Raw genomic sequence first — 17231 nt, 5'->3', positions numbered from 1 at the left:
TTGTTTCCAGGGATTTTTGGGATTGTGATCGAGTTCAGCCGCCAAGGCCCAGGCGGCCCGCGTCCAAGCGGTAGAACTCGGCTGCCGTGCGGCCCAGGACCCTCTCGCGCGCGTCGGGGTCGAGCGCGTCGAAGAGGGGGCGCAGACCGTTCCACACGCGGGTGTATCCCCCGGAAAGCACCGAGATCGGCCAGTCCCCGCCGTACATCAACCGCTGCGGCCCGAACATCTCGAGAGCACGGTCCACGAACGGTCGGATGAGGTCGGTCGTCCAGGCCGAGCCGTCGTCCGTCGCCGAGTACAGCCCGCTCACCTTGGCGTACACGTTCTCGTTGTCCGCGGCGGCACTCATCAGACGACCCCACTCCGCCCCGTCGCTCACACCGATCGGAGGCTTCGCGAGGTGGTCGATCACCATCCGCAGGCGGGGGTGGCGAGCGGCGACGAGCGGGATGATCTCGACATGGCGCGGCAGCACCGCGACCACGTCGAACGGGAGGCCACGCTCTTCCAGGAGTCCGAGCGAGGCGTCGACCTCCGGGCGCAGCAGCCAATCGGGGTCGGGCTGGTTGTGGATGAGAGTCCGCACCCCCACCATGAGCGGGTCGCCCTCCCACGACGCGAGCGTGCGCTCCGTCCGCTCGGGATCCTCGAGCGGGGCGTACCCGACGATGCCGGCCACCTCCGCGTGGGCCGCTGCGGACTCGCGCATCAGCTGCGTGTCCTCGGGATTGTCGGCCGACTGCACCTGCACCGTGAAGTCGACGCCGGCGGCGCGAAGCTCGGGGGCGACGTCGGCGAAGGTCATCACCCCGTCGATCGGGGCGGCATCCGGCGTGAGCCAGTCGTACTCCGCGCGGGTCGGGTCCCACACGTGCTGGTGAGCGTCGATCACGGGAAAGGTCATGCGTGCCTCCTCGGGCGGGTTCGGACAATCATCATCGGAGGTTTTCGCCACCGACGGGGGTTCTCTCGGCAGAAACGGGGGGAATTCCTCCGATGAATCCTTCCAGTCCGTAGACTGACCGCCATGACCGAAGACTTCGTCTCCGCACCGCGCTCCCAGACGGACGTGGTCATCGACGGCATCAAGACGATGCTGACGCGCGGAGAGCTCGGTCCCGGGTCGCGCCTGCCGATCGAGAAAGACCTGGCGGCACAGCTCGGTGTCTCGCGGGGATCGCTGCGAGAGGGCGTCCGTGCGCTTGCGACGCTCGGCGTCCTCGAGACGCGACAGGGCGACGGCACGTACGTGACCGCGCTCGACCCCCGCACCCTCCTGAGCCCGCTCGGCTTCCTCGCCGACCTCCAGCAGCCCGCCCACGCGGCCGACCTGCTGGCGGTGCGACGCATGCTCGAGGCCGAGACCGTCTCGCTCGCCGCCACCCGCCTCACCGAGGAGGAGCTGCAGCAGCTCGACCGCACGCTCGGGGTCGTCGACACGATCCTCGAGAACGAGCCCGACATGGACCTCGAGGGGTTCATCGATGCCGACACCGAGTTCCACCGCATCATCGCCCGCGCGAGCGGCAATCCCGCGCTGGCCGCCATCATCGACACGCTCGTGGGCCGCACGTTCCGCGCGCGACTCTGGCGCGCCATCACGCACCGCGGCTCGGTGCGTGAGACGCAGGCCGAGCACCGGGCGATCCTCGACGAACTCGTCCGTCGGGATCCGGCCCGGGCTCGCATCCGCATGCAGGTCCATCTCCTGGGGGTCGAGGAGTTCAGCGCCGCCCACGCGGACGAAGACCCCGAAGCCCGGTAGTCGTCACCGGCTCGCCCAGTACGTTCCCTCGGGGAAGGTGTACTCGGCGACCGAGGCGTCGTGCATCTCGGCGCTGTAGCCGGGCAACGAGGGAAGCACGTACGCGCCGTTCTCGACGATGCACGGGTCGACGAAGTGCTCGTGCAGGTGGTCGACGAACTCGGTCACACGGTTCTCGAGCGTCCCGGAGACGCACACGAAGTCGAAGATCGACAGGTGCTGCACGAGCTCGCACAGACCGACCCCGCCGGCGTGCGGGCAGACCGGCACCCCGAACTTCGCGGCCATCAGGTAGACCGCGATGATCTCGTTCACGCTCGCGAGGCGGGCGGAGTCGAGCTGACAGAAGTCGATCGCCTCGGCCTGGAACATCTGCTTGAACAGCACGCGGTTCATCCCGTGCTCGCCGGTCGCGACGCCGATCGGGGCGACGGCCTTGCGCACCGCGGCGTGCCCCAGCACGTCGTCGGGGCTCGTGGGCTCTTCGATCCACAGCGGCTTGAACTCGGCGAGGTGGCTCATCCACTCGATCGCCTCGGGGACGTCCCAGACCTGGTTCGCATCGATCATCAGGTTGGCATCCCACCCGATCACCTCTCGCGCGATGCGCAGGCGCCGGATGTCATCGTCGAGGCTCGCCCCGACCTTGAGCTTGACGTGGCGGTACCCCTCGTCGACGGCCTCCTGCAGCAGACGCCGCAGCTTGTCGTCGCTGTAGCCGAGCCAGCCGGCACTCGTGGTGTAGCAGGGGTAGCCGCCTCGGCCCTCGAGCTCGGCGATGCGCGCGGCGCGCGTGGGGGCGAGTTCGGTGAGGATGCCGATGGCCTCGTCGCGCGTGAGGGCGTCCGACAGGTAGCGCATGTCGGCGACATCGACGAGCTGCTCCGGCGTCATGTCGGCGAGCAGGCGCCAGAGCGGCTTCTGAGCGACCCGCGCGGCGAGATCCCACATCGCGTTCATGACCGCCGCCATCCCGAGGTGGACGACGCCTTTCTCGGGGCCGAGCCAGCGCAGCTGGGAGTCGGAGGCGAGATCGCGGTAGACACCCCCGAGGTCTGCGACCGCGTCTTCGACCGAGCGTCCGACGAGGGGCAGTCCACGCTGACGCGCCGCCTCCACGCACAGGTCGTTGCCGCGGCCGATGGTGAACGTGAAGCCGTAGCCCTTCAGCTCCGGGTCGTCGGTGTGCACCACCACGTAGGCGGCGGAGTAGTCGCCGTCCTTGTTCATGGCATCCGACCCGTCCATGCTGAGCGAGGTCGGAAAGCGCACGTCGTGCGCGGTGACGGCGGTGATCGTGGTCATGCGTCTTCCTTGGAGATGAGGTCTGCCTCGGCGAGGTCGCGCCAGAGGTCGTCGGGAATGGGCGTGGCGGCGCGATCGAGGTTCTGCGCGACCTGGCGGCGTCCTCGCGCGCCGAGGACGACCGAGACGACCGCGGGATGCCGCAGGGCGAAGGCCACCGCGACGTCGGGCAGGGTCACCCCGTGGCGCTCGCTGATGTCGGCGATCGCGTTCGCCCGCGCGATCAGCTCGGGCGGCGCGGGTTGGTAGTCGTAGGTGGCGTCCGCCGGCGGGCGCGGCGCGCTGAGGAGTCCGGAGTTGAACACCCCGGCGGCCACCACGCCCACGCCGCGCTCCTGGGCGAGCGGGAGCAGTTCGGCGGCGGCGGAGTCGTCGAGGAGCGTGTACCGACCGGCGCACATCACGACGTCGACGTCGGAGCGTCGGATGAGCTCGGCGAGCGGGTCCGCCGCGTTCATCCCGGCGCCGACGGCCGAGACCACTCCCTGCTCGCGCAGCTCGATGAGCGCGCCGATGCCCTCGGTCGACGCCTGAGCGAAATGGTCGTCGGGATCGTGCAGGTAGAGGATGTCGAAGCGGTCGAGCCCCGTGCGCCGGAGGGAGTCCTCGACCGAGCGCAGGATGCCGTCGCGGCTGAAGTCCCACCGCCGGACGACGTCGCGCGGGACGTCGAACCCGTCGTCGTCGCGCAGATGCGCGGTCTCGGGGCTCGGCTCGAGCACCCGTCCGACCTTGGTCGAGATGACGAACTCCTCGCGCGGGCGATGCGCGAGGCGCGCGCCGAGGCGTCGCTCCGAGAGACCGAGCCCGTAGTGCGGGGCGGTGTCGAAGTATCGGATGCCCCCGTCCCACGCGGTGTCGACCGACTCGTCGACCTCCGCCTCGGTCGTCTCGCGGTACAGGTTCCCGAGTTGGGCCGCGCCGAGGCCGATCTCGGTGAGCGGTGTTCCGTGCCGCAGTGCACGAGTGCGCATGGTCGCCTCCTTTTCTCCCAGCCTACATCAGATTCATCCGATGACTAGGAAGAAATAGGTGCGAGAGCCCGGATATCGCCGCCGAATTGGCGCAATAGATCAGTTCTTTACGCGAGGCTCCGCCGTCGATGCCCGCACGACGAGGACCGGTTCGGGGTCGGTCACCACGGCATCCGCGCGGGCCCCCGACGCCAGGCTCTCGACCATCGCCCGAAGCGCCGTCGCGCCCAGCTCGCGCAGCGGCATCCGGACCGTCGTGAGGGGCGGCCACGAATGTTCGGCCGTCCATGCGTCGTGGATCGCCACCACGGACAGATCCTCGGGCACACTCACCCCCAGGCGGTGCGCTGCGGTGAGCACACCGTACGCGGCGTTGACGTTCGCGACGACGACGGCGCTCGGCCGTCCCTCCCCCGTCCACAGGCGGGTCAAGGCCTCCGCACCCCGTTCGGGTTCGTACCCGAGGCGCGTGACATCGTGGTCGCCGACCTCGAGGCCCGCCCGCTCCATCGCGGCGCGGAATCCGATCTCGCGGCGGCGCGCCGTGTCGGACGAGGCGAGGCCTCCGACGAGCGCGATACGGCGGTGACCGAGACCCACGAGATGATCGACGGCGATGCCCGCACCGCGCTCGTCATCGAGGACGACCGACCCCGCCCCCTCGGGATGGATCGAGTTGACGAAGACGACGGGCAGGCGGCCCGCGATCAGTCGGGCGATGTCGCTGTCGGGCATCGCGTCGCCGGTCTGCACGATCAGCCCGTCGACGCGCCCCTCGCCGATCAGTCGTCCGATGATGTCGACGCCCTCGGGCAGACCATCCGCCCGGGCCAGCAGCACGACGTAACCGAGGCGGTACGCCTCGTCTTCGACGCCGTGCAACAGCTCGGTGAAGACGGCGTTCGTCACATCGGGCACGACGAGACCGACGACGTGCGTGCGCGCGGACTTCAGTGCGCGGGCCGCGAAGTTCGGACGATAGCCGAGTTCGGCCGCCGCCTCGTGGATCCGCCGGCGGGTCGTCTCGCTCACCCGGGTGTTCGGCGCATCGCTGAGGACCCGGGAGACGGCCGAGACCGATACCCCGGCACGCGCGGCGACGTCGCTCAGCCTGACCATCCGCCCAGTGTAGGGATGCCGCGGGCCGACCCCCGCGTCACACGTCGCGCTCCCCCGCGGGGCGGCGGTTGACGAGGTACACGTGCGTGAGCACCATGACCGTGTCACCGTGCTGGTTCCGCACCGTGACGAGCTCGTCGATGTAGCCGGTGGCATCCGGAGTCCTGGCGTGCGGGCGCAGGGCGGTGATCTCGGCCGTCACGCGGATCGTGTCGCCGATGAACACGGGGCGGATGAAGCGGATCCGGTCGTACCCGTAGCTCATCGACTGCGGGTTGATGTCGCCGGCGGTCATGCCGACCGCGACCGAGAGGATCAGCGTGCCGTGGGCGATGCGCTGCCCGGCGGGTTGGGTCGCCATCCACTCGGCATCCATGTGGTGGGGGAAGAAGTCGCCGGTCTGGCCGGCGTGCAGGACGATGTCGCCCTCGGTGATGGTGCGCCCCACCGTCTCGCGCGTCTCTCCGACGGCGTAGTCGTCGAACCAGCGATCCATCGTTCTCATCGGTCCTCCTCGGCGGCGCGGACGCCGGCGTCCAGGCGCGCGCGTAGCTCGTCGTCGGTCAGCTCGCCGCGCAGGGCTGCGGTCACGAGGGGCGAGAGGGCGTTCTGCAGGTCGATGTAGCGGGGCCAGCGCGGCCGGACGTACGCCCCTTCGAGCGTCGCGCGGGTTCCCCGGAAGAAGTCGAGGCTGTCGGCGTTCGTGCGGTCGTCGTCCCACGCGACCGCGTTGCCCGGCTGTCCGCCGGCGTCGTAGTAGACACCGGCCTGCACCTCGGCCGAGGCGAGCCAGAAGGCGTGCGCGATCGCCTCGGCCGTGTGGAGGGACCGCGACGAGACGGCGACGCCCGCACCGCCCAACAGCGACCCGCGCACCCCTCGACGGGATGCCGGGATGTCGACGTACCGCAGACGGTGCGCGCGGAAGCCCGCGCGCGCGTAGTTCGAATAGCCGAACAGCAACGGGGCGTAGCAGTACCGCGTGCCCTCGCTGAGCGCGTCGGCGGTCTGGATGGGGTTCCACGTCGCGCATCCCGCCGGCACGGCCCGAGCGAGAGCGCGGAGGGTGGCCATCGCCCCGCCGAGCGCGTCCGCGGACAGGAACACGCCGGGAGCCCGCATCGCCTCCTCGCCGTCGCCGGCGGCGACCGTGATGAGACTCGAGAAGGCGTCGACCGGCTTGTAGGGCCACAGCACCCTCCCCTCGGCCGCGAGGGAGAGCACGCTCGGCCAATCGCGCGGCGGCTCGGGAAGCAGGTCGGGGCGGAACGCCGCGACCTGGGCGGCCGCATCCGTCGCGAGGGCCCATTGCCCTCCGGCGTGCGCGTACGACGCGTGCGAGGACCCGACCGACTGCGCGGCGAGGACCGCGAGCTCGTCATCGTGGCCGCTGCCGTCGAGACGCGCGAAGAGGCCCTCCTCCGCGGCGAAGGGGATGTGCGGGTGGTCGATGACGAGCAGGTCGTAGTCGCGCACGAGCTCTTCGAGCGGCTGGTCGGCGAAGGACTGCAGCGAGCGCTGATCCCATCTCACCTCGACGTCGGGAGCGACCGTCCGGTATGCCCGGGCCGACGCCGCGACGCTGCCGTACCCACGCGCGTGCTCCCAGGTGATGCCGCGCAGGACGACGCTCATGCGAGACTCCCGTCTTCCGCCCGGACATCGCGCGACAGGAACTCGGCGCGGATGCGCGCGCCGTCCTCCCCGAGCAGGGGCGCCGCCTTCTCGCTGCGCAGCACCTGCCCGTCGATCCGGAGCGGGCTCCGGGTGGTGGCGATCCTCGTCCCTCGCCGCTCGACCTCCTGCGTCATGTCGATCGCGGCGAACCCGTCCGAGGCCAGCAGCTCGTCGAGCGTCAGCACCGGCGCGCACCACACGTCCGCGGCATCCAGGATGCCGAGCCAGTGCGCCGTGGACCCTGTGGCGAAGCGCGCCGCGAGGAGTGCTTCGATCTCTTCCTGACGGTCCCACGCGTCGCGCGGGTCCGCGAGGGCCTGGAGCTCGGGGAGTCCGAGGAGGCGACCGAGTTCGGGGATCGGGTTCATCGCGAGGGCGAGATACCCGTCGAGGGTCGGGTAGGTGCCGTAGGGGGCGGCGAGGAAGGCGTGCGCGGAGTGCTCGCCGTGGCGCCGCACCTGGATCGTGGCGTCGTTGAGCTTCGTGCTGAGGAGCTCGAACTGCAGGTCGAGGACGGCTTCGAGCAGGCTCGACTGCACGAGTCCCCCCTGCCCCGTGCGGAACCGGCGGACCAGGAGCGCCGTGACCCCCTGAGCGAGGTGACAGCTCAGCAGGTGGTCGGCGATCGAGAGGCCGAGGGGCACGGGTCCGTCCTCGCGGGAGCCGCTCAGCCACGGCAGTCCCGAGATCGCCTGGGCCAGCAGATCTTGACCGGGGCGGTCGCGCCACGGACCCTCATCGCCGTAGCCGCTCGCGCTGGCGTAGACGATCGAGGGGTTGAGCTCTTTCACCGAGGCGTAGTCGAGGCCGATCCGCTCCATCACCCCAGGGCGGAAGTTCTGGATCACCACGTCGGCGCGGGCGACGAGCCGACGGACGTCTTCGAGGTCGTCGGGGTTCTTCAGATCGGCGGCGACGGACTCCTTGTTGCGGTTCATCGCGTGGAACGACACCGTGTCGCCGTCGATCGAGCGACCCGCGAACGCGAGGGTCCGTCCGATGTCGCCGACACCGGGGCGCTCGATCTTGATGACCCGCGCGCCGAGATCGGCGAGGCGGAGCGCCGCAACGGGGCCGGCCAGGAACTGACTGAAGTCGAGGACGAGGAGCCCGTCCAAGGGTCTGATGATCTGTTGCACCATGGGATTCGCGCGCCTTCGCGTCGAGGAGGGGACGTCGTGAGACATCGTGGTCAATCGTTTGTTCACCGTATCGCTCGGCGGTTTCGCGTGCAACAGAGACATATGACGATTTGTGGGGCATGATTGTTCGGAGAATTCATCTGATCTTTAGGAGAGTCAATGCTGACAGCGGCCTACGTGGGCGAGCACACGATCGACGTCCGAGAAGCGGATGCCACCCCTCCCGGCCCCGGTCAGGTCCAGATCCGCGTGGCCTACACGGGCCTCTGCGGGACGGACCTGCACATCCTGCACGGGTCGATGGACGCGCGGGTGCAGACCCCGCTCGTCTTCGGACACGAGATGAGCGGCACGATCGCCTCGCTCGGCGAGGGCGTCGAGGGATGGGACGTCGGCAACGGCGTCACGGTGATGCCGCTCGCGTGGGACGGCACGTGCCCCGCCTGCCTGGCCGGAAACCAGCACATCTGCCAGAACCTCGACTTCATCGGCATCGACTCCCCCGGCTCGCTGCAGGGCCTGTGGAACGTGCCCGCCGAGACGCTCGTCCGTCTGCCCGAGGGCATCGCGCTGGACCACGCCGCGCTCGTCGAACCGGTCGCGGTCGCCGTCCACGACGTGCGGCGCGCCGAGCTCGCCCCCGGCGACAAGGCCGTCGTCATCGGCGGCGGCCCCATCGGCGTCCTCATCGCCTGCGTCGCCCGGCACACCGGCGCCGACGTGCTCGTGATCGAGCTCGACGAGAAGCGCCGCGCGCAGATCGAGGAGCTCGGCTTCGCGACCCTCGACCCCCGCGAGCGCGACCAGGTCGCGGTCGTCGAGGAATGGACCCGGGGCGCCGGAGCCGACGTCGTGTTCGAGGTCTCGGGCGCCGCGGCCGCCGTCCGCGGAGCGACCGGGCTGGCGAAGGTGCGCGGCACGATCGTCGTCGTGGCGATCCACCCCACCCCGCGCGAGGTCGACCTCCAGCGCATGTTCTGGCGCGAACTGCGCCTGCTCGGCGCACGCGTCTACCAGCGTCCCGACTTCGAGACCGCCGTCGAACTCGTCGCCGACGGCGTGATCCCCACGGACCTGCTCATCACCCGGATCGTGCCCCTGAGCGCCACCGCCGAGGCCTTCGCCGACCTCGAGGCGGGTCGTGCGATGAAGATCCTCGTCGACGTGGGAGGCCAGGCATGAGCGGGCTCTTCTCCCTCGAGGGCACGACGGCCGTCGTCACCGGCGCGCGACGCGGGATCGGCTTCGCGATGGCGCTCGGTCTCGCCGAGGCGGGTGCCGACATCATCGGGGTCAGCGCCTCGCAGTCGACGTCGGGCAGCGAGATCGAGCGCGCCGTGACCGCCGCCGGACGCTCCTTCACCGGCATCGCGTGCGACTTCAGCGACCCGACGGCCGTCGACGCGCTGGGCGCCGAGCTGTCTGGCCGCCACGTCGACATCCTCGTCAACAACGCCGGCACCATCGAGCGCGCGCCGGCGGCGGAGCACCCGCTCGACGCGTGGGACCGCGTGCTGCAGATCAACCTGAGCAGTCAATTCCGACTCACGCAGGCCGTCGCGCAGCAGATGCTCGAGCGAGGACGGGGCAAGATCATCTTCACCGCCTCGCTGCTGAGCTTCCAGGGCGGCATCAACGTCCCGGGGTACACCGCGGCCAAGTCCGGCATCGCCGGCCTCACCAAGGCCCTCGCCAACGAGTGGGCGTCGAAGGGCGTCACCGTCAACGCGATCGCGCCGGGCTACATCGCGACAGACAACACCGAGGCGCTCCGCGCCGACGCAGCGCGCTCGACCGCGATCCTCGACCGCATCCCCGCGGGGCGGTGGGGCGAGGCATCCGATCTCGCCGGGGCGACCGTGTTCCTCGCCTCCCGCGCCTCCGACTATGTGTCGGGCATCACGCTCCCGGTCGACGGGGGGTGGCTCGGGCGATGAGCGGCTCATCGTCCTCGCTCACCGAACGCATCGGCACCGTCGGTATCGTCCCGGTCGTGGTGCTCGACGACGCCGACCGCGCGCGCGGCCTGGCCCTCGCCCTCCGTGACGGGGGCATCGGCTGTGCCGAGTTCACCCTCCGCACCCCCGCCGGTCTCGCCGCGATCGCCGCGGCCGCGGACGTCGAGGGATTCCTCGCGGGTGCGGGCACGGTCCTGACGGTGGAACAGGCGGATGCCGCGATCGACGCGGGCGCGACCTTCGCCGTCACGCCGGGGTACGACCCCGCGGTCGCCGATCGGCTGCGCTCCGGCGGCGTCGCGGTCGTTCCGGGCGTCGCGACCCCCACCGAGGTGCAGCGGGCCCGTGCGGACGGCTTCGCCGACGTGAAGATCTTCCCCGCCGGCCACCTCGGAGGTGCGGGCTACCTCGACGCCCTGCACGGGCCGTTCGCCGACATGCGATTCATCCCCAGCGGCGGTGTCGATCCGACCAGCCTGGGCGACTACCTCCGTCGCCCGTGGGTGCTCGCCGCCAGCGGCAGCTGGATGGTGCCGCGCGACGCGATCGCCCGCGGCGACTTCGACACGATCACCACCGCGGCCGCCGCGTGCGCCCGTATCCGCGACGACGCGCGGTCCGCCCGATGAGCCGCGTCGTCACCTTCGGCGAGAGCATGGGGCTGGTCCTCGGCGACGGCGTCGGCGGCTGGGAGCACCAGTCGCAGGCGCGCGTCGCGACCGGCGGCGCCGAGGGCAACACCGCCATCGGTCTGGCCCGCCTCGGCGTCCCCGTCACCTGGCTGGGCCGCGTCGGCGACGACGCGCTGGGACGCCGAGTGGTCGGCGACCTGCGGTCGGAGGGCGTCGACGTGCGCGCCCGCATCGACGCGGGAGCCCCCACCGGTCTCATGCTCAAGTCGACCCCGCGCGCGGGGGCGACGACCGTCGACTACTACCGCCGCGGGAGCGCGGGGAGCCGCCTCGACGCCGCCGACCTCGACGACCTGCCCCTCGCCGCCGGCGACATCCTGCACGTGACCGGCGTGACGCTCGCCCTGTCGGACTCGGCGCGCGACGCGGTGCTCGTCGCGGTGGAGCGCGCGCGGGAGGTGGGCGCCCTCGTGTCCTTCGCGGTCAATCACCGCAGCCGACTCTGGGGAAGCACCGAGGCGGTCGCCGCCTACGCGCACGTGATCGCCCGCGCCGACATCGTGTTCGCCAGCGATGACGAGGCGCGGATGCTGCACGCCCACACCGCGCCGGACGACCTCGCGCGCGCTCTCGCTGCGGCGGGCCCGACCGAAGCCATCGTCACCCTGGGCGGCGACGGCGCCGTCGCGCTCATCGACGGCGAGTTGCACCGCGTGGCCGCGGTCCCCATCACCCCCGTCGACACCGTCGGCGCCGGAGACGCTTTCGCCGCCGGATACGTCGCCGAGCGCTTGGCCGACAGCGACGCCGTAACCCGCCTGCGCACGGCGACTCTGGCCGGCGCGTACGCCTGCCTTCACCCCGGCGACTGGCAGGGCGGCATCCGTCGATCCGAACTCGACCGCGCCGCATCCGGCGATCCCGTGACCCGCTGATCCCGTCCCGCTGAACCACCCACCCAAGGAGAATCCATGACCTTCGCTCGACTCGGTGATCCCGGCGCCGAGATCCCCGTCCTCCGCCACGACGGTGCCGTCTACGATCTGCGCCCGCTGACCGCCGACATCGACGGGGCGTTCCTCGCCGCGGACGGTCTCGCTCGCGCTCGCGCCGCGGCCGACCGTGGCGACCTGACACCGCTCCCGGATGCCGACACCCTCCGCATCGGCGCTCCGATCGCCGTCCCGGGCAAGATCGTGTGCATCGGGCTGAACTACCACGACCACGCCGCCGAGACGGGGGCCGCGGTCCCGGCCGAGCCGGTCGTCTTCATGAAGGACCCCTCGACGATCGTCGGGCCCTTCGACGACGTTCTCATTCCGCGCGGATCGACGAAGACGGACTGGGAGGTCGAGCTCGGGGTCGTGATCGGCACGACCGCGCGTTACCTCTCCTCCCCCGAGGAGGCACTCGCCCACGTCGCCGGGTACGTGGTCTCGCACGACGTGTCCGAGCGCGAGTTCCAGCTCGAACGCGGCGGACAGTGGGACAAGGGCAAGAGCTGCGAGACCTTCAACCCGCTCGGGCCGGTCCTCGTGCCCGCGTCGGATGTCAGCGACCCGCAGGCTCTCGGTCTGCGCCTCTCGGTGAACGACGTCGAGCGGCAGAACGGCTCGACCGCGTCGCAGATCTTCTCCGTCGCGTACGTCGTCTGGTACCTGTCGCAGTTCATGGTGCTGCGACCGGGTGATCTCGTGAACACCGGCACCCCGGCGGGAGTGGCCCTCGGGCTTCCCGACACCCCCTACCTCCGAGCCGGCGACGTCGTCGAGCTCGAGATCGACGGCCTCGGTCGCGCCCGTCAGACGCTGGTGCAGGCATGAGCGCCGGGGAGTTCGACGGACTGTCCGTCGTCGTGACCGGCGGAGCCTCGGGCATCGGCCTCGCGACCGCGAGAGCCTTCGCCGCGCGGGGGGCGCGGGTCGCGGTACTCGATCTCGTCGCCGAGGGTCTGGATGAGGGACTGACCGGATTCGCCGCCGACGTGACCGACCGGGAATCGGTGGATGCCGCGATGGCGGCCGTGGCGGAACGCTTCGGCGGCGTGGACGTGCTGGTCAACAGCGCGGGCGTGAGCTGCGTGGGAACGGTCGAGGAGGCGACCGAGGCCGACTGGGACCGCGTGCTGAACATCAACGTGCGCGGCACCGCGCGCGCCTGCGCCGCGGCCCTGCCGTACCTGAAGCGCTCGGAGCACGCGTCGATCGTCAACGTGTGCTCGATCGGGGCGCTGAACGGTCTGCCGCAGCGCGCCGTGTACAACGCATCCAAGGGCGCGATCCTCTCGCTCACCTACGCGATGGCGACCGACCACGTGCGCGAGGGCGTGCGGGTGAACTGCGTGAGCCCGGGTACCGTGTCGACGCCGTTCGTGGAGCGCATGCTGCAGAACTTCCCCGACCCCGTCGCCGAGCGGGCCGCCCTCGACGCCCGCCAGGCGACGGGTCGCATGGTCACGCCCGACGAGGTCGCGCACGCGATCCTGTACCTCGCGAGTCCGCTCGCCGGATCGACGACCGGCACCGCGCTCGAGGTCGACGGCGGCGTGACGCACCTGCGGGTGCGCCCGCGGTAGCCGCCCGCCGGCGCGCGCGCCCCGGGTGGCTGAGCCCGTCGAAGCCCGTCGAGTGGGTGCCCCGGGTGGCTGAGCCTGTCGAAGCCACCCGGGGCCACCCGCGACGGCGGCGGACGCACTCCCCGGTGGCTGAGCCCGTCGAAGCGTCACCCCGGCCCCGACCCCGGTTACTGAGCCCGTCGAACCGTTACCCCAGCCCCGACCCCGGTGGCTGAGCCCGTCGAAGCGCCACCCCGGCCCCGACCCCGGTGGCTGAGCCCGTCGAAGCCACCCGCCCCGCACCGACCGCCTCCGCGTCCTCGTCACGCCACGACGAGCTGCACGGCGAGAAGCAGCGCGGCCAGCATCGTCAGCTGGAACACCGCCCGTCCCGGTGCCCGCACGAACACCACGACCACCGCCCCGGCAGCGACCCCCACCACGGCGACGAAGAAGACGATGCCGAGCACGGTGGCATCCGTTCCGAGGAGCACGGCGACCGCGCCCGCGCCGATCCCGCACGCGGCGAGCACGACCGAGGCCCGTGCCCCGAGACGGTGCGGGAGGCCGCGCACCCCGGTGAGCCGGTCGTCGTCGAGGTCGCGCACGACGTTGGTCAGGTGGACGGCGGCCCCCAACGCCGCGCCGGCGACCGAGGCCCAGGGCGCGGCGAGCGCGGGAGGGACGAGGGACAGCGTCGCGAACGACGGGAACAGCCCGAAGCTCAGCACGAACGGTGCGATCGAGAACGGCGTCGACTTCAGACCCGCGTTGTACGCCCACGCCGAGGCGAGCGCGATCGCGTGAGCGGCGACGAGGCCCGGACCGAGCGGCACCGAAAGCACGACGGCGAGGATCGCGGATGCCACGGCCACCGCGAGTGCGCGCTCCGGGGTGATCGCGCCCCCGGCGATGGGCTTGTCGGTCCGGCCGACCGCCGCGTCGCGCGCGCCGTCGATCGCGTCGTTGGAGAGGCCGACCGATACCTGCCCGGCGAACACCGCGACCACGAGCAGAACGAGACGCGCCGGCTCGACGCCGGCCGCGAGGCCGAGGGCGAGCGAGAGGACGGTGACCACGAGCGTGGGACCGGGGTGGGTGGCGCCCCACAGGGCTCGCACGAGGTGCGGCTTCGCCGCGGCATCCGTCACCCGACGACGCTATCGCGCGCGGAGGAGCGACGGGCGCGGCGTCGGGGCGGCGCTCGCGCGCCATCCCGCGGAACCCGCGCTCCACGGGCGGGCCGTCCGGCGGAGTCCGCGCGCGTCACGCCGGTTTCACGGCGTCGGCAGCGGCGGGTCGTCGACGATCTCCGCGTGACGGCGTGCGTCGCGGTCGCCGCCGGTCCCCGTCAACCCCCGCGGCTCGGGGCGGGCGCGCCGCCTACGGTCGTGCGCACCCGCCCCGAGAAGAGGAGTCGCATGGAACACGTCGTCGTCATCACCGGGGGCTCCCGAGGGATCGGACGCGCAGCGGCACTCCGCTTCGCCCGTCGACGCGCTCGCCTCGTGCTCGTCGCGCGCGACACGGTGGCCCTGTCATCAGCCGCCGAGGAGTGCCGCCGGCGCGGCGCGGAGGTCTTGACGCTCCCGATGGACCTCGCGACCGCTGACGGCCCGCAACGAGCAGTGGATGCCACCATCGAACGCTTCGGGCGGATCGACGTCTGGGTCGCCTCGGCCTCGGTCTTCTCGTACGGCTCGGTCGAAGACACCCCCGACGAGGTGCGCGATCGAGTGATGGAGACGAACCTCCTCGGGCACATGCGCGCGGCGCGCGCCGTCCTCCCCCACTTCCGCGCGGCGGGGCTCGGGACGATCGTCTTCGTCGGATCGCTGTACTCGCAGGTCGCGGGACCGTACGTCTCGTCCTACGTCGCCGCGAAGCACGGTCTGCTCGGCTTCTCGCGGTCTCTCCGGCAGGAGATGCTCGCGCACCGTGGCATCCGGATCAAGATGGTGCTGCCGGCGAGCGTCGACACGCCGATCTACCAGCGCGCGGCGAACTACACAGGGCGGACCGCGTTCCCTCTCCCGCCGGTGGTGGCCGCTGACCGCGTGGCGCGGGCGATCGTGCGGGTGACGCGCGGTCCGCGCAACGAGGTGGGCGTCGGTGCCGCGCAGTTCGTCACCCGTCCGCTGCAGTTCCTCGCGCCTCGGGTGTACGACCTGTTCATCCGCGTGCTCCAGCGCGTCCTCGGGCTGCGTCGCCGCCCCGCAGCCCCGACGCCCGGTGCGGTGCTCGCCGCGAACCACGACACGGGCGCCGTCAGCGGGGGCTGGTCGCGCGTGCCCGTCCGACGCCCGCGCTGACCCGCGCGTCGCCGGTTGCCTGAGCGCGCCGGAGTGCTCGGACGGGGCGGAGGAGGCTGAGCCCGCCGAAGCCCCCCGGGCGGGCCGCCCGGGCCGGCCCCTTCGACAGGCTCAGGGACCTCCACAGGCTCGCGGACCTCACCCACACGCCCGCGACACCGGGCGGAGGAGGCTGAGCCCGTCGAAGCCCCCCGGGCGGGCCGCCCGGGCCGGCCCCTTCGACAGGCTCAGGGACCTCCACCGGCTCAGGGACCTCGACAGGCTCAGGGACCTCCACCGGCTCGGAGACCCGACGGGCCCGGGGGCGTCAGGCGGACTCGAATCCCTCGCGTTGCGTGTTCTCGTCGGCGACCCGAACACCCCAGCGGTAGGCGAGCTTGCCGCCGAGCCATCCCGAGACGCTGAGGCCGGCGGATGCCACGACACTCAGGCCGAACGCGACGACCGGCACCCGGCCGAGGTCGAGCATCCGGACCAGGAGGCCGAGCGAGAACAACACCATCGCGGTCACATTCAGCACGAGGTGCGCCACGGCCGTGCGCCGCGCGGGCGTCCCCCGGGGGATCCGCGACATGTCGAGCAAGCCGAGCACCGAGGCGCCGACGGCTCCCCCGAGTCCGATGGCGATGAGCCAGCGCGAGCCCGTCGCGAACGCCCGGGGGTCGTCGGAGGCGAGACCCAGCAGGTCGAACACGAGGCTCGACGACCACGCCCCGATGGGAATCGTGACCGCCACCGGATGGAACGGGTGCCCGTAGGGGCCTGCGACGATCGCGCGCGGGACCTTGGCCGCGCGCATGGCGGGGAAGCTCGCTCCGCTCCGCGGCGCCGAGACCGTCGAGGGTCCCGGCGTCGCGGCATCCGTCCCGCTCATTCCTTGTGCAGCGCGTCCTGCGCGCGGCCGGCCAGCTTCTCGACCGTGTTCGGCAGCTCGGTCGTGCCGTAGAAGCGCACGTCGGGCTTGGTGGGCGGGGGCATCGGAACGCCCGCGGGCGGCTCGGGAAGGTAGGTGAACTCCCCCTTGCCGTCGGGGGTCGGGCCCGAGGCCCAGGTTCCGTCGCCCGCCTGCGTGCCGTCGCTGAAGTTGATGTACTGGTACGCCACGTCGCGATCCTCCTTGTCCAAGGGGAAGTTGCTCGGCACGGGGAGCGACTCGTATCCCTCGGCCTGCAGCTCGGCGGCGGCCGCAGCCCACTGGTTCTGGTGCATGGTGTCGCGGGCCAGGAGGAACGCGAGAAGGTCCTTCACGCCGTGGTCGTCGGTCTGGTGGTAGAGCCGGGCGACCTGCACGCGCCCCTGCATCTCGGCGTTGGCGTTGGCGGTGAAGTCGGCGAGCAGGTTGCCGCTCGCGGTGATGAAGCTGCCCTGCCACGGGTTGCCGTTGGAGTCGACCGGGCGCGCGCCGGCGCCCGCGACGATGCCGTGCTGGATGTCGGTCCCCCCGATGACGGCGGCGACGGTCGGGTCGTCCTGGACGGCCTCCTCGGTGATGCCGAGCGGCGACTTCTCGAGCAGCTGCGCGATCATGATCGCGAGCATCTCGACGTGGCCCATCTCCTCGGCGCCGATCCCGAACACGAGGTCGCGGTATTTGCCGGGCATGTGCATGTTCCACGCTTGGAACTGGTACTGCATCGCGACCGAGATCTCGCCGTACTGCCCGCCGAGCACCTCCTGGAGCTTGCGCGCGTAGACGGCGTCGGGCTTGTCGGGGGTGGCGGAGTGCTGAAGCTCTTGCCTGTGGAAGTACATCGTCTCTCCTCACCGCACCGCTGGGGGGATCGTGGTCA

18 protein-coding genes are annotated in these 17231 nt (G+C 71.6%); 8 read left to right on the top strand and 10 right to left on the bottom strand.

Annotation, left to right across the window (positions count from 1 at the left end; translation table 11 throughout):
* Positions 1-34 precede the first annotated feature (34 nt).
* Positions 35-907, bottom strand: a complete 873-nt coding sequence (locus MTES_RS12685) for an amidohydrolase family protein (protein WP_013585665.1) — start codon at positions 905-907, stop codon at positions 35-37.
* Positions 908-1030: 123 nt separating this feature from the next.
* Between MTES_RS12685 and MTES_RS12680 the strand changes: the two genes are divergently transcribed.
* Complete coding sequence (locus tag MTES_RS12680; protein ID WP_013585664.1) at positions 1031-1768, top strand: FadR/GntR family transcriptional regulator; 738 nt, start codon at positions 1031-1033, stop codon at positions 1766-1768.
* Positions 1769-1771: 3 nt separating this feature from the next.
* On the opposite strand, the gene MTES_RS12675 is transcribed toward MTES_RS12680, so the two are convergent.
* The 6 genes from MTES_RS12675 to MTES_RS12650 form a co-directional block, all read right to left on the bottom strand.
* On the bottom strand, positions 1772-3073 hold the full coding sequence (locus tag MTES_RS12675; protein ID WP_013585663.1) for an L-fuconate dehydratase: 1302 nt from the start codon (positions 3071-3073) through the stop codon (positions 1772-1774).
* On the bottom strand, positions 3070-4047 hold the full coding sequence (locus tag MTES_RS12670) for an aldo/keto reductase (protein WP_013585662.1): 978 nt from the start codon (positions 4045-4047) through the stop codon (positions 3070-3072). Before MTES_RS12670 ends, MTES_RS12675 begins: the two co-directional genes overlap by 4 nt.
* A 99-nt stretch (positions 4048-4146) precedes the next feature.
* Positions 4147-5166: a LacI family DNA-binding transcriptional regulator gene (locus MTES_RS12665; protein ID WP_013585661.1), complete on the bottom strand. Its 1020-nt coding sequence runs from the start codon at positions 5164-5166 to the stop codon at positions 4147-4149.
* Between the two features lie 37 nt (positions 5167-5203).
* The gene (locus MTES_RS12660) at positions 5204-5671 is read right to left on the bottom strand and encodes a MaoC family dehydratase (RefSeq protein ID WP_197535496.1); all 468 of its coding nucleotides are present in this window, start codon (positions 5669-5671) and stop codon (positions 5204-5206) included.
* Complete coding sequence (locus tag MTES_RS12655) at positions 5668-6801, bottom strand: extracellular solute-binding protein (protein WP_013585659.1); 1134 nt, start codon at positions 6799-6801, stop codon at positions 5668-5670. The genes MTES_RS12660 and MTES_RS12655 overlap by 4 nt, the downstream gene beginning before the upstream one ends.
* Positions 6798-7961: a CaiB/BaiF CoA transferase family protein gene (locus MTES_RS12650; protein WP_231848082.1), complete on the bottom strand. Its 1164-nt coding sequence runs from the start codon at positions 7959-7961 to the stop codon at positions 6798-6800. The genes MTES_RS12655 and MTES_RS12650 overlap by 4 nt, the downstream gene beginning before the upstream one ends.
* Before the next feature lie 183 nt (positions 7962-8144).
* Between MTES_RS12650 and MTES_RS12645 the strand changes: the two genes are divergently transcribed.
* Genes MTES_RS12645 through MTES_RS12620 form a run of 6 tightly spaced genes read left to right on the top strand, consistent with a single transcriptional unit; the run spans position 8145 to position 13150 of the window.
* Positions 8145-9167, top strand: coding sequence for a zinc-dependent alcohol dehydrogenase (locus MTES_RS12645; RefSeq protein WP_013585657.1), 1023 nt, complete (start codon positions 8145-8147; stop codon positions 9165-9167).
* Positions 9164-9922 carry an SDR family oxidoreductase gene (locus MTES_RS12640; RefSeq protein ID WP_013585656.1) on the top strand — a complete coding sequence of 253 codons (759 nt, stop codon included), beginning with the start codon at positions 9164-9166 and terminating at the stop codon, positions 9920-9922. The genes MTES_RS12645 and MTES_RS12640 overlap by 4 nt, the downstream gene beginning before the upstream one ends.
* On the top strand, positions 9919-10572 hold the full coding sequence (locus MTES_RS12635) for a bifunctional 4-hydroxy-2-oxoglutarate aldolase/2-dehydro-3-deoxy-phosphogluconate aldolase (RefSeq protein WP_013585655.1): 654 nt from the start codon (positions 9919-9921) through the stop codon (positions 10570-10572). The genes MTES_RS12640 and MTES_RS12635 overlap by 4 nt, the downstream gene beginning before the upstream one ends.
* Positions 10569-11510 carry a sugar kinase gene (locus tag MTES_RS12630; protein WP_013585654.1) on the top strand — a complete coding sequence of 314 codons (942 nt, stop codon included), beginning with the start codon at positions 10569-10571 and terminating at the stop codon, positions 11508-11510. Before MTES_RS12635 ends, MTES_RS12630 begins: the two co-directional genes overlap by 4 nt.
* Positions 11511-11546: 36 nt before the next feature.
* Positions 11547-12398, top strand: coding sequence for a fumarylacetoacetate hydrolase family protein (locus tag MTES_RS12625; protein WP_013585653.1), 852 nt, complete (start codon positions 11547-11549; stop codon positions 12396-12398).
* Positions 12395-13150 (top strand): SDR family NAD(P)-dependent oxidoreductase, encoded by a 756-nt coding sequence (locus MTES_RS12620; protein ID WP_013585652.1) that lies wholly within the window; start codon positions 12395-12397, stop codon positions 13148-13150. Before MTES_RS12625 ends, MTES_RS12620 begins: the two co-directional genes overlap by 4 nt.
* Positions 13151-13452: 302 nt before the next feature.
* On the opposite strand, the gene MTES_RS12615 is transcribed toward MTES_RS12620, so the two are convergent.
* On the bottom strand, positions 13453-14280 hold the full coding sequence (locus tag MTES_RS12615; RefSeq protein WP_013585651.1) for a UbiA family prenyltransferase: 828 nt from the start codon (positions 14278-14280) through the stop codon (positions 13453-13455).
* 270 nt (positions 14281-14550) lie between these two features.
* Here MTES_RS12615 and MTES_RS12610 point away from each other — a divergent pair, with 270 nt between their 5' ends.
* Complete coding sequence (locus tag MTES_RS12610) at positions 14551-15441, top strand: SDR family NAD(P)-dependent oxidoreductase (RefSeq protein ID WP_013585650.1); 891 nt, start codon at positions 14551-14553, stop codon at positions 15439-15441.
* A 307-nt stretch (positions 15442-15748) separates the two neighbouring features.
* Here the strand turns inward: MTES_RS12610 and MTES_RS12605 are convergent, their stop codons facing one another.
* Both MTES_RS12605 and MTES_RS12600 read right to left on the bottom strand, forming a co-directional pair.
* Entirely contained in the window at positions 15749-16315 is a 567-nt protein-coding gene (locus MTES_RS12605) for a DUF2231 domain-containing protein (RefSeq protein WP_013585648.1), read from the bottom strand.
* Positions 16312-17193 (bottom strand): manganese catalase family protein, encoded by an 882-nt coding sequence (locus tag MTES_RS12600; RefSeq protein WP_013585647.1) that lies wholly within the window; start codon positions 17191-17193, stop codon positions 16312-16314. The genes MTES_RS12605 and MTES_RS12600 overlap by 4 nt, the downstream gene beginning before the upstream one ends.
* Positions 17194-17231 lie beyond the last annotated feature (38 nt).

Source organism: Microbacterium testaceum StLB037 (genome assembly GCF_000202635.1).
GTDB classification, from domain to species: domain Bacteria; phylum Actinomycetota; class Actinomycetes; order Actinomycetales; family Microbacteriaceae; genus Microbacterium; species Microbacterium testaceum_F.
Note: the sequence above shows the minus strand (reverse complement) of the source record. Positions and strands in the feature narration are given on the sequence as shown.

Bases quoted from the DNA above. Each gene is read 5' to 3' on its own strand.
- MTES_RS12685 (WP_013585665.1), bottom strand. From the start codon at position 907: ATGACCTTTCCCGTGATCGACGCTCACCAGCACGTGTGGGACCCGACC.
- MTES_RS12680 (WP_013585664.1), top strand. From the start codon at position 1,031: ATGACCGAAGACTTCGTCTCCGCACCGCGCTCCCAGACGGACGTGGTC.
- MTES_RS12675 (WP_013585663.1), bottom strand. From the start codon at position 3,073: ATGACCACGATCACCGCCGTCACCGCGCACGACGTGCGCTTTCCGACC.
- MTES_RS12670 (WP_013585662.1), bottom strand. From the start codon at position 4,047: ATGCGCACTCGTGCACTGCGGCACGGAACACCGCTCACCGAGATCGGC.
- MTES_RS12665 (WP_013585661.1), bottom strand. From the start codon at position 5,166: ATGGTCAGGCTGAGCGACGTCGCCGCGCGTGCCGGGGTATCGGTCTCG.
- MTES_RS12660 (WP_197535496.1), bottom strand. From the start codon at position 5,671: ATGAGAACGATGGATCGCTGGTTCGACGACTACGCCGTCGGAGAGACG.
- MTES_RS12655 (WP_013585659.1), bottom strand. From the start codon at position 6,801: ATGAGCGTCGTCCTGCGCGGCATCACCTGGGAGCACGCGCGTGGGTAC.
- MTES_RS12645 (WP_013585657.1), top strand. From the start codon at position 8,145: ATGCTGACAGCGGCCTACGTGGGCGAGCACACGATCGACGTCCGAGAA.
- MTES_RS12640 (WP_013585656.1), top strand. From the start codon at position 9,164: ATGAGCGGGCTCTTCTCCCTCGAGGGCACGACGGCCGTCGTCACCGGC.
- MTES_RS12635 (WP_013585655.1), top strand. From the start codon at position 9,919: ATGAGCGGCTCATCGTCCTCGCTCACCGAACGCATCGGCACCGTCGGT.
- MTES_RS12630 (WP_013585654.1), top strand. From the start codon at position 10,569: ATGAGCCGCGTCGTCACCTTCGGCGAGAGCATGGGGCTGGTCCTCGGC.
- MTES_RS12625 (WP_013585653.1), top strand. From the start codon at position 11,547: ATGACCTTCGCTCGACTCGGTGATCCCGGCGCCGAGATCCCCGTCCTC.
- MTES_RS12620 (WP_013585652.1), top strand. From the start codon at position 12,395: ATGAGCGCCGGGGAGTTCGACGGACTGTCCGTCGTCGTGACCGGCGGA.
- MTES_RS12610 (WP_013585650.1), top strand. From the start codon at position 14,551: ATGGAACACGTCGTCGTCATCACCGGGGGCTCCCGAGGGATCGGACGC.
- MTES_RS12605 (WP_013585648.1), bottom strand. From the start codon at position 16,315: ATGAGCGGGACGGATGCCGCGACGCCGGGACCCTCGACGGTCTCGGCG.
- MTES_RS12600 (WP_013585647.1), bottom strand. From the start codon at position 17,193: ATGTACTTCCACAGGCAAGAGCTTCAGCACTCCGCCACCCCCGACAAG.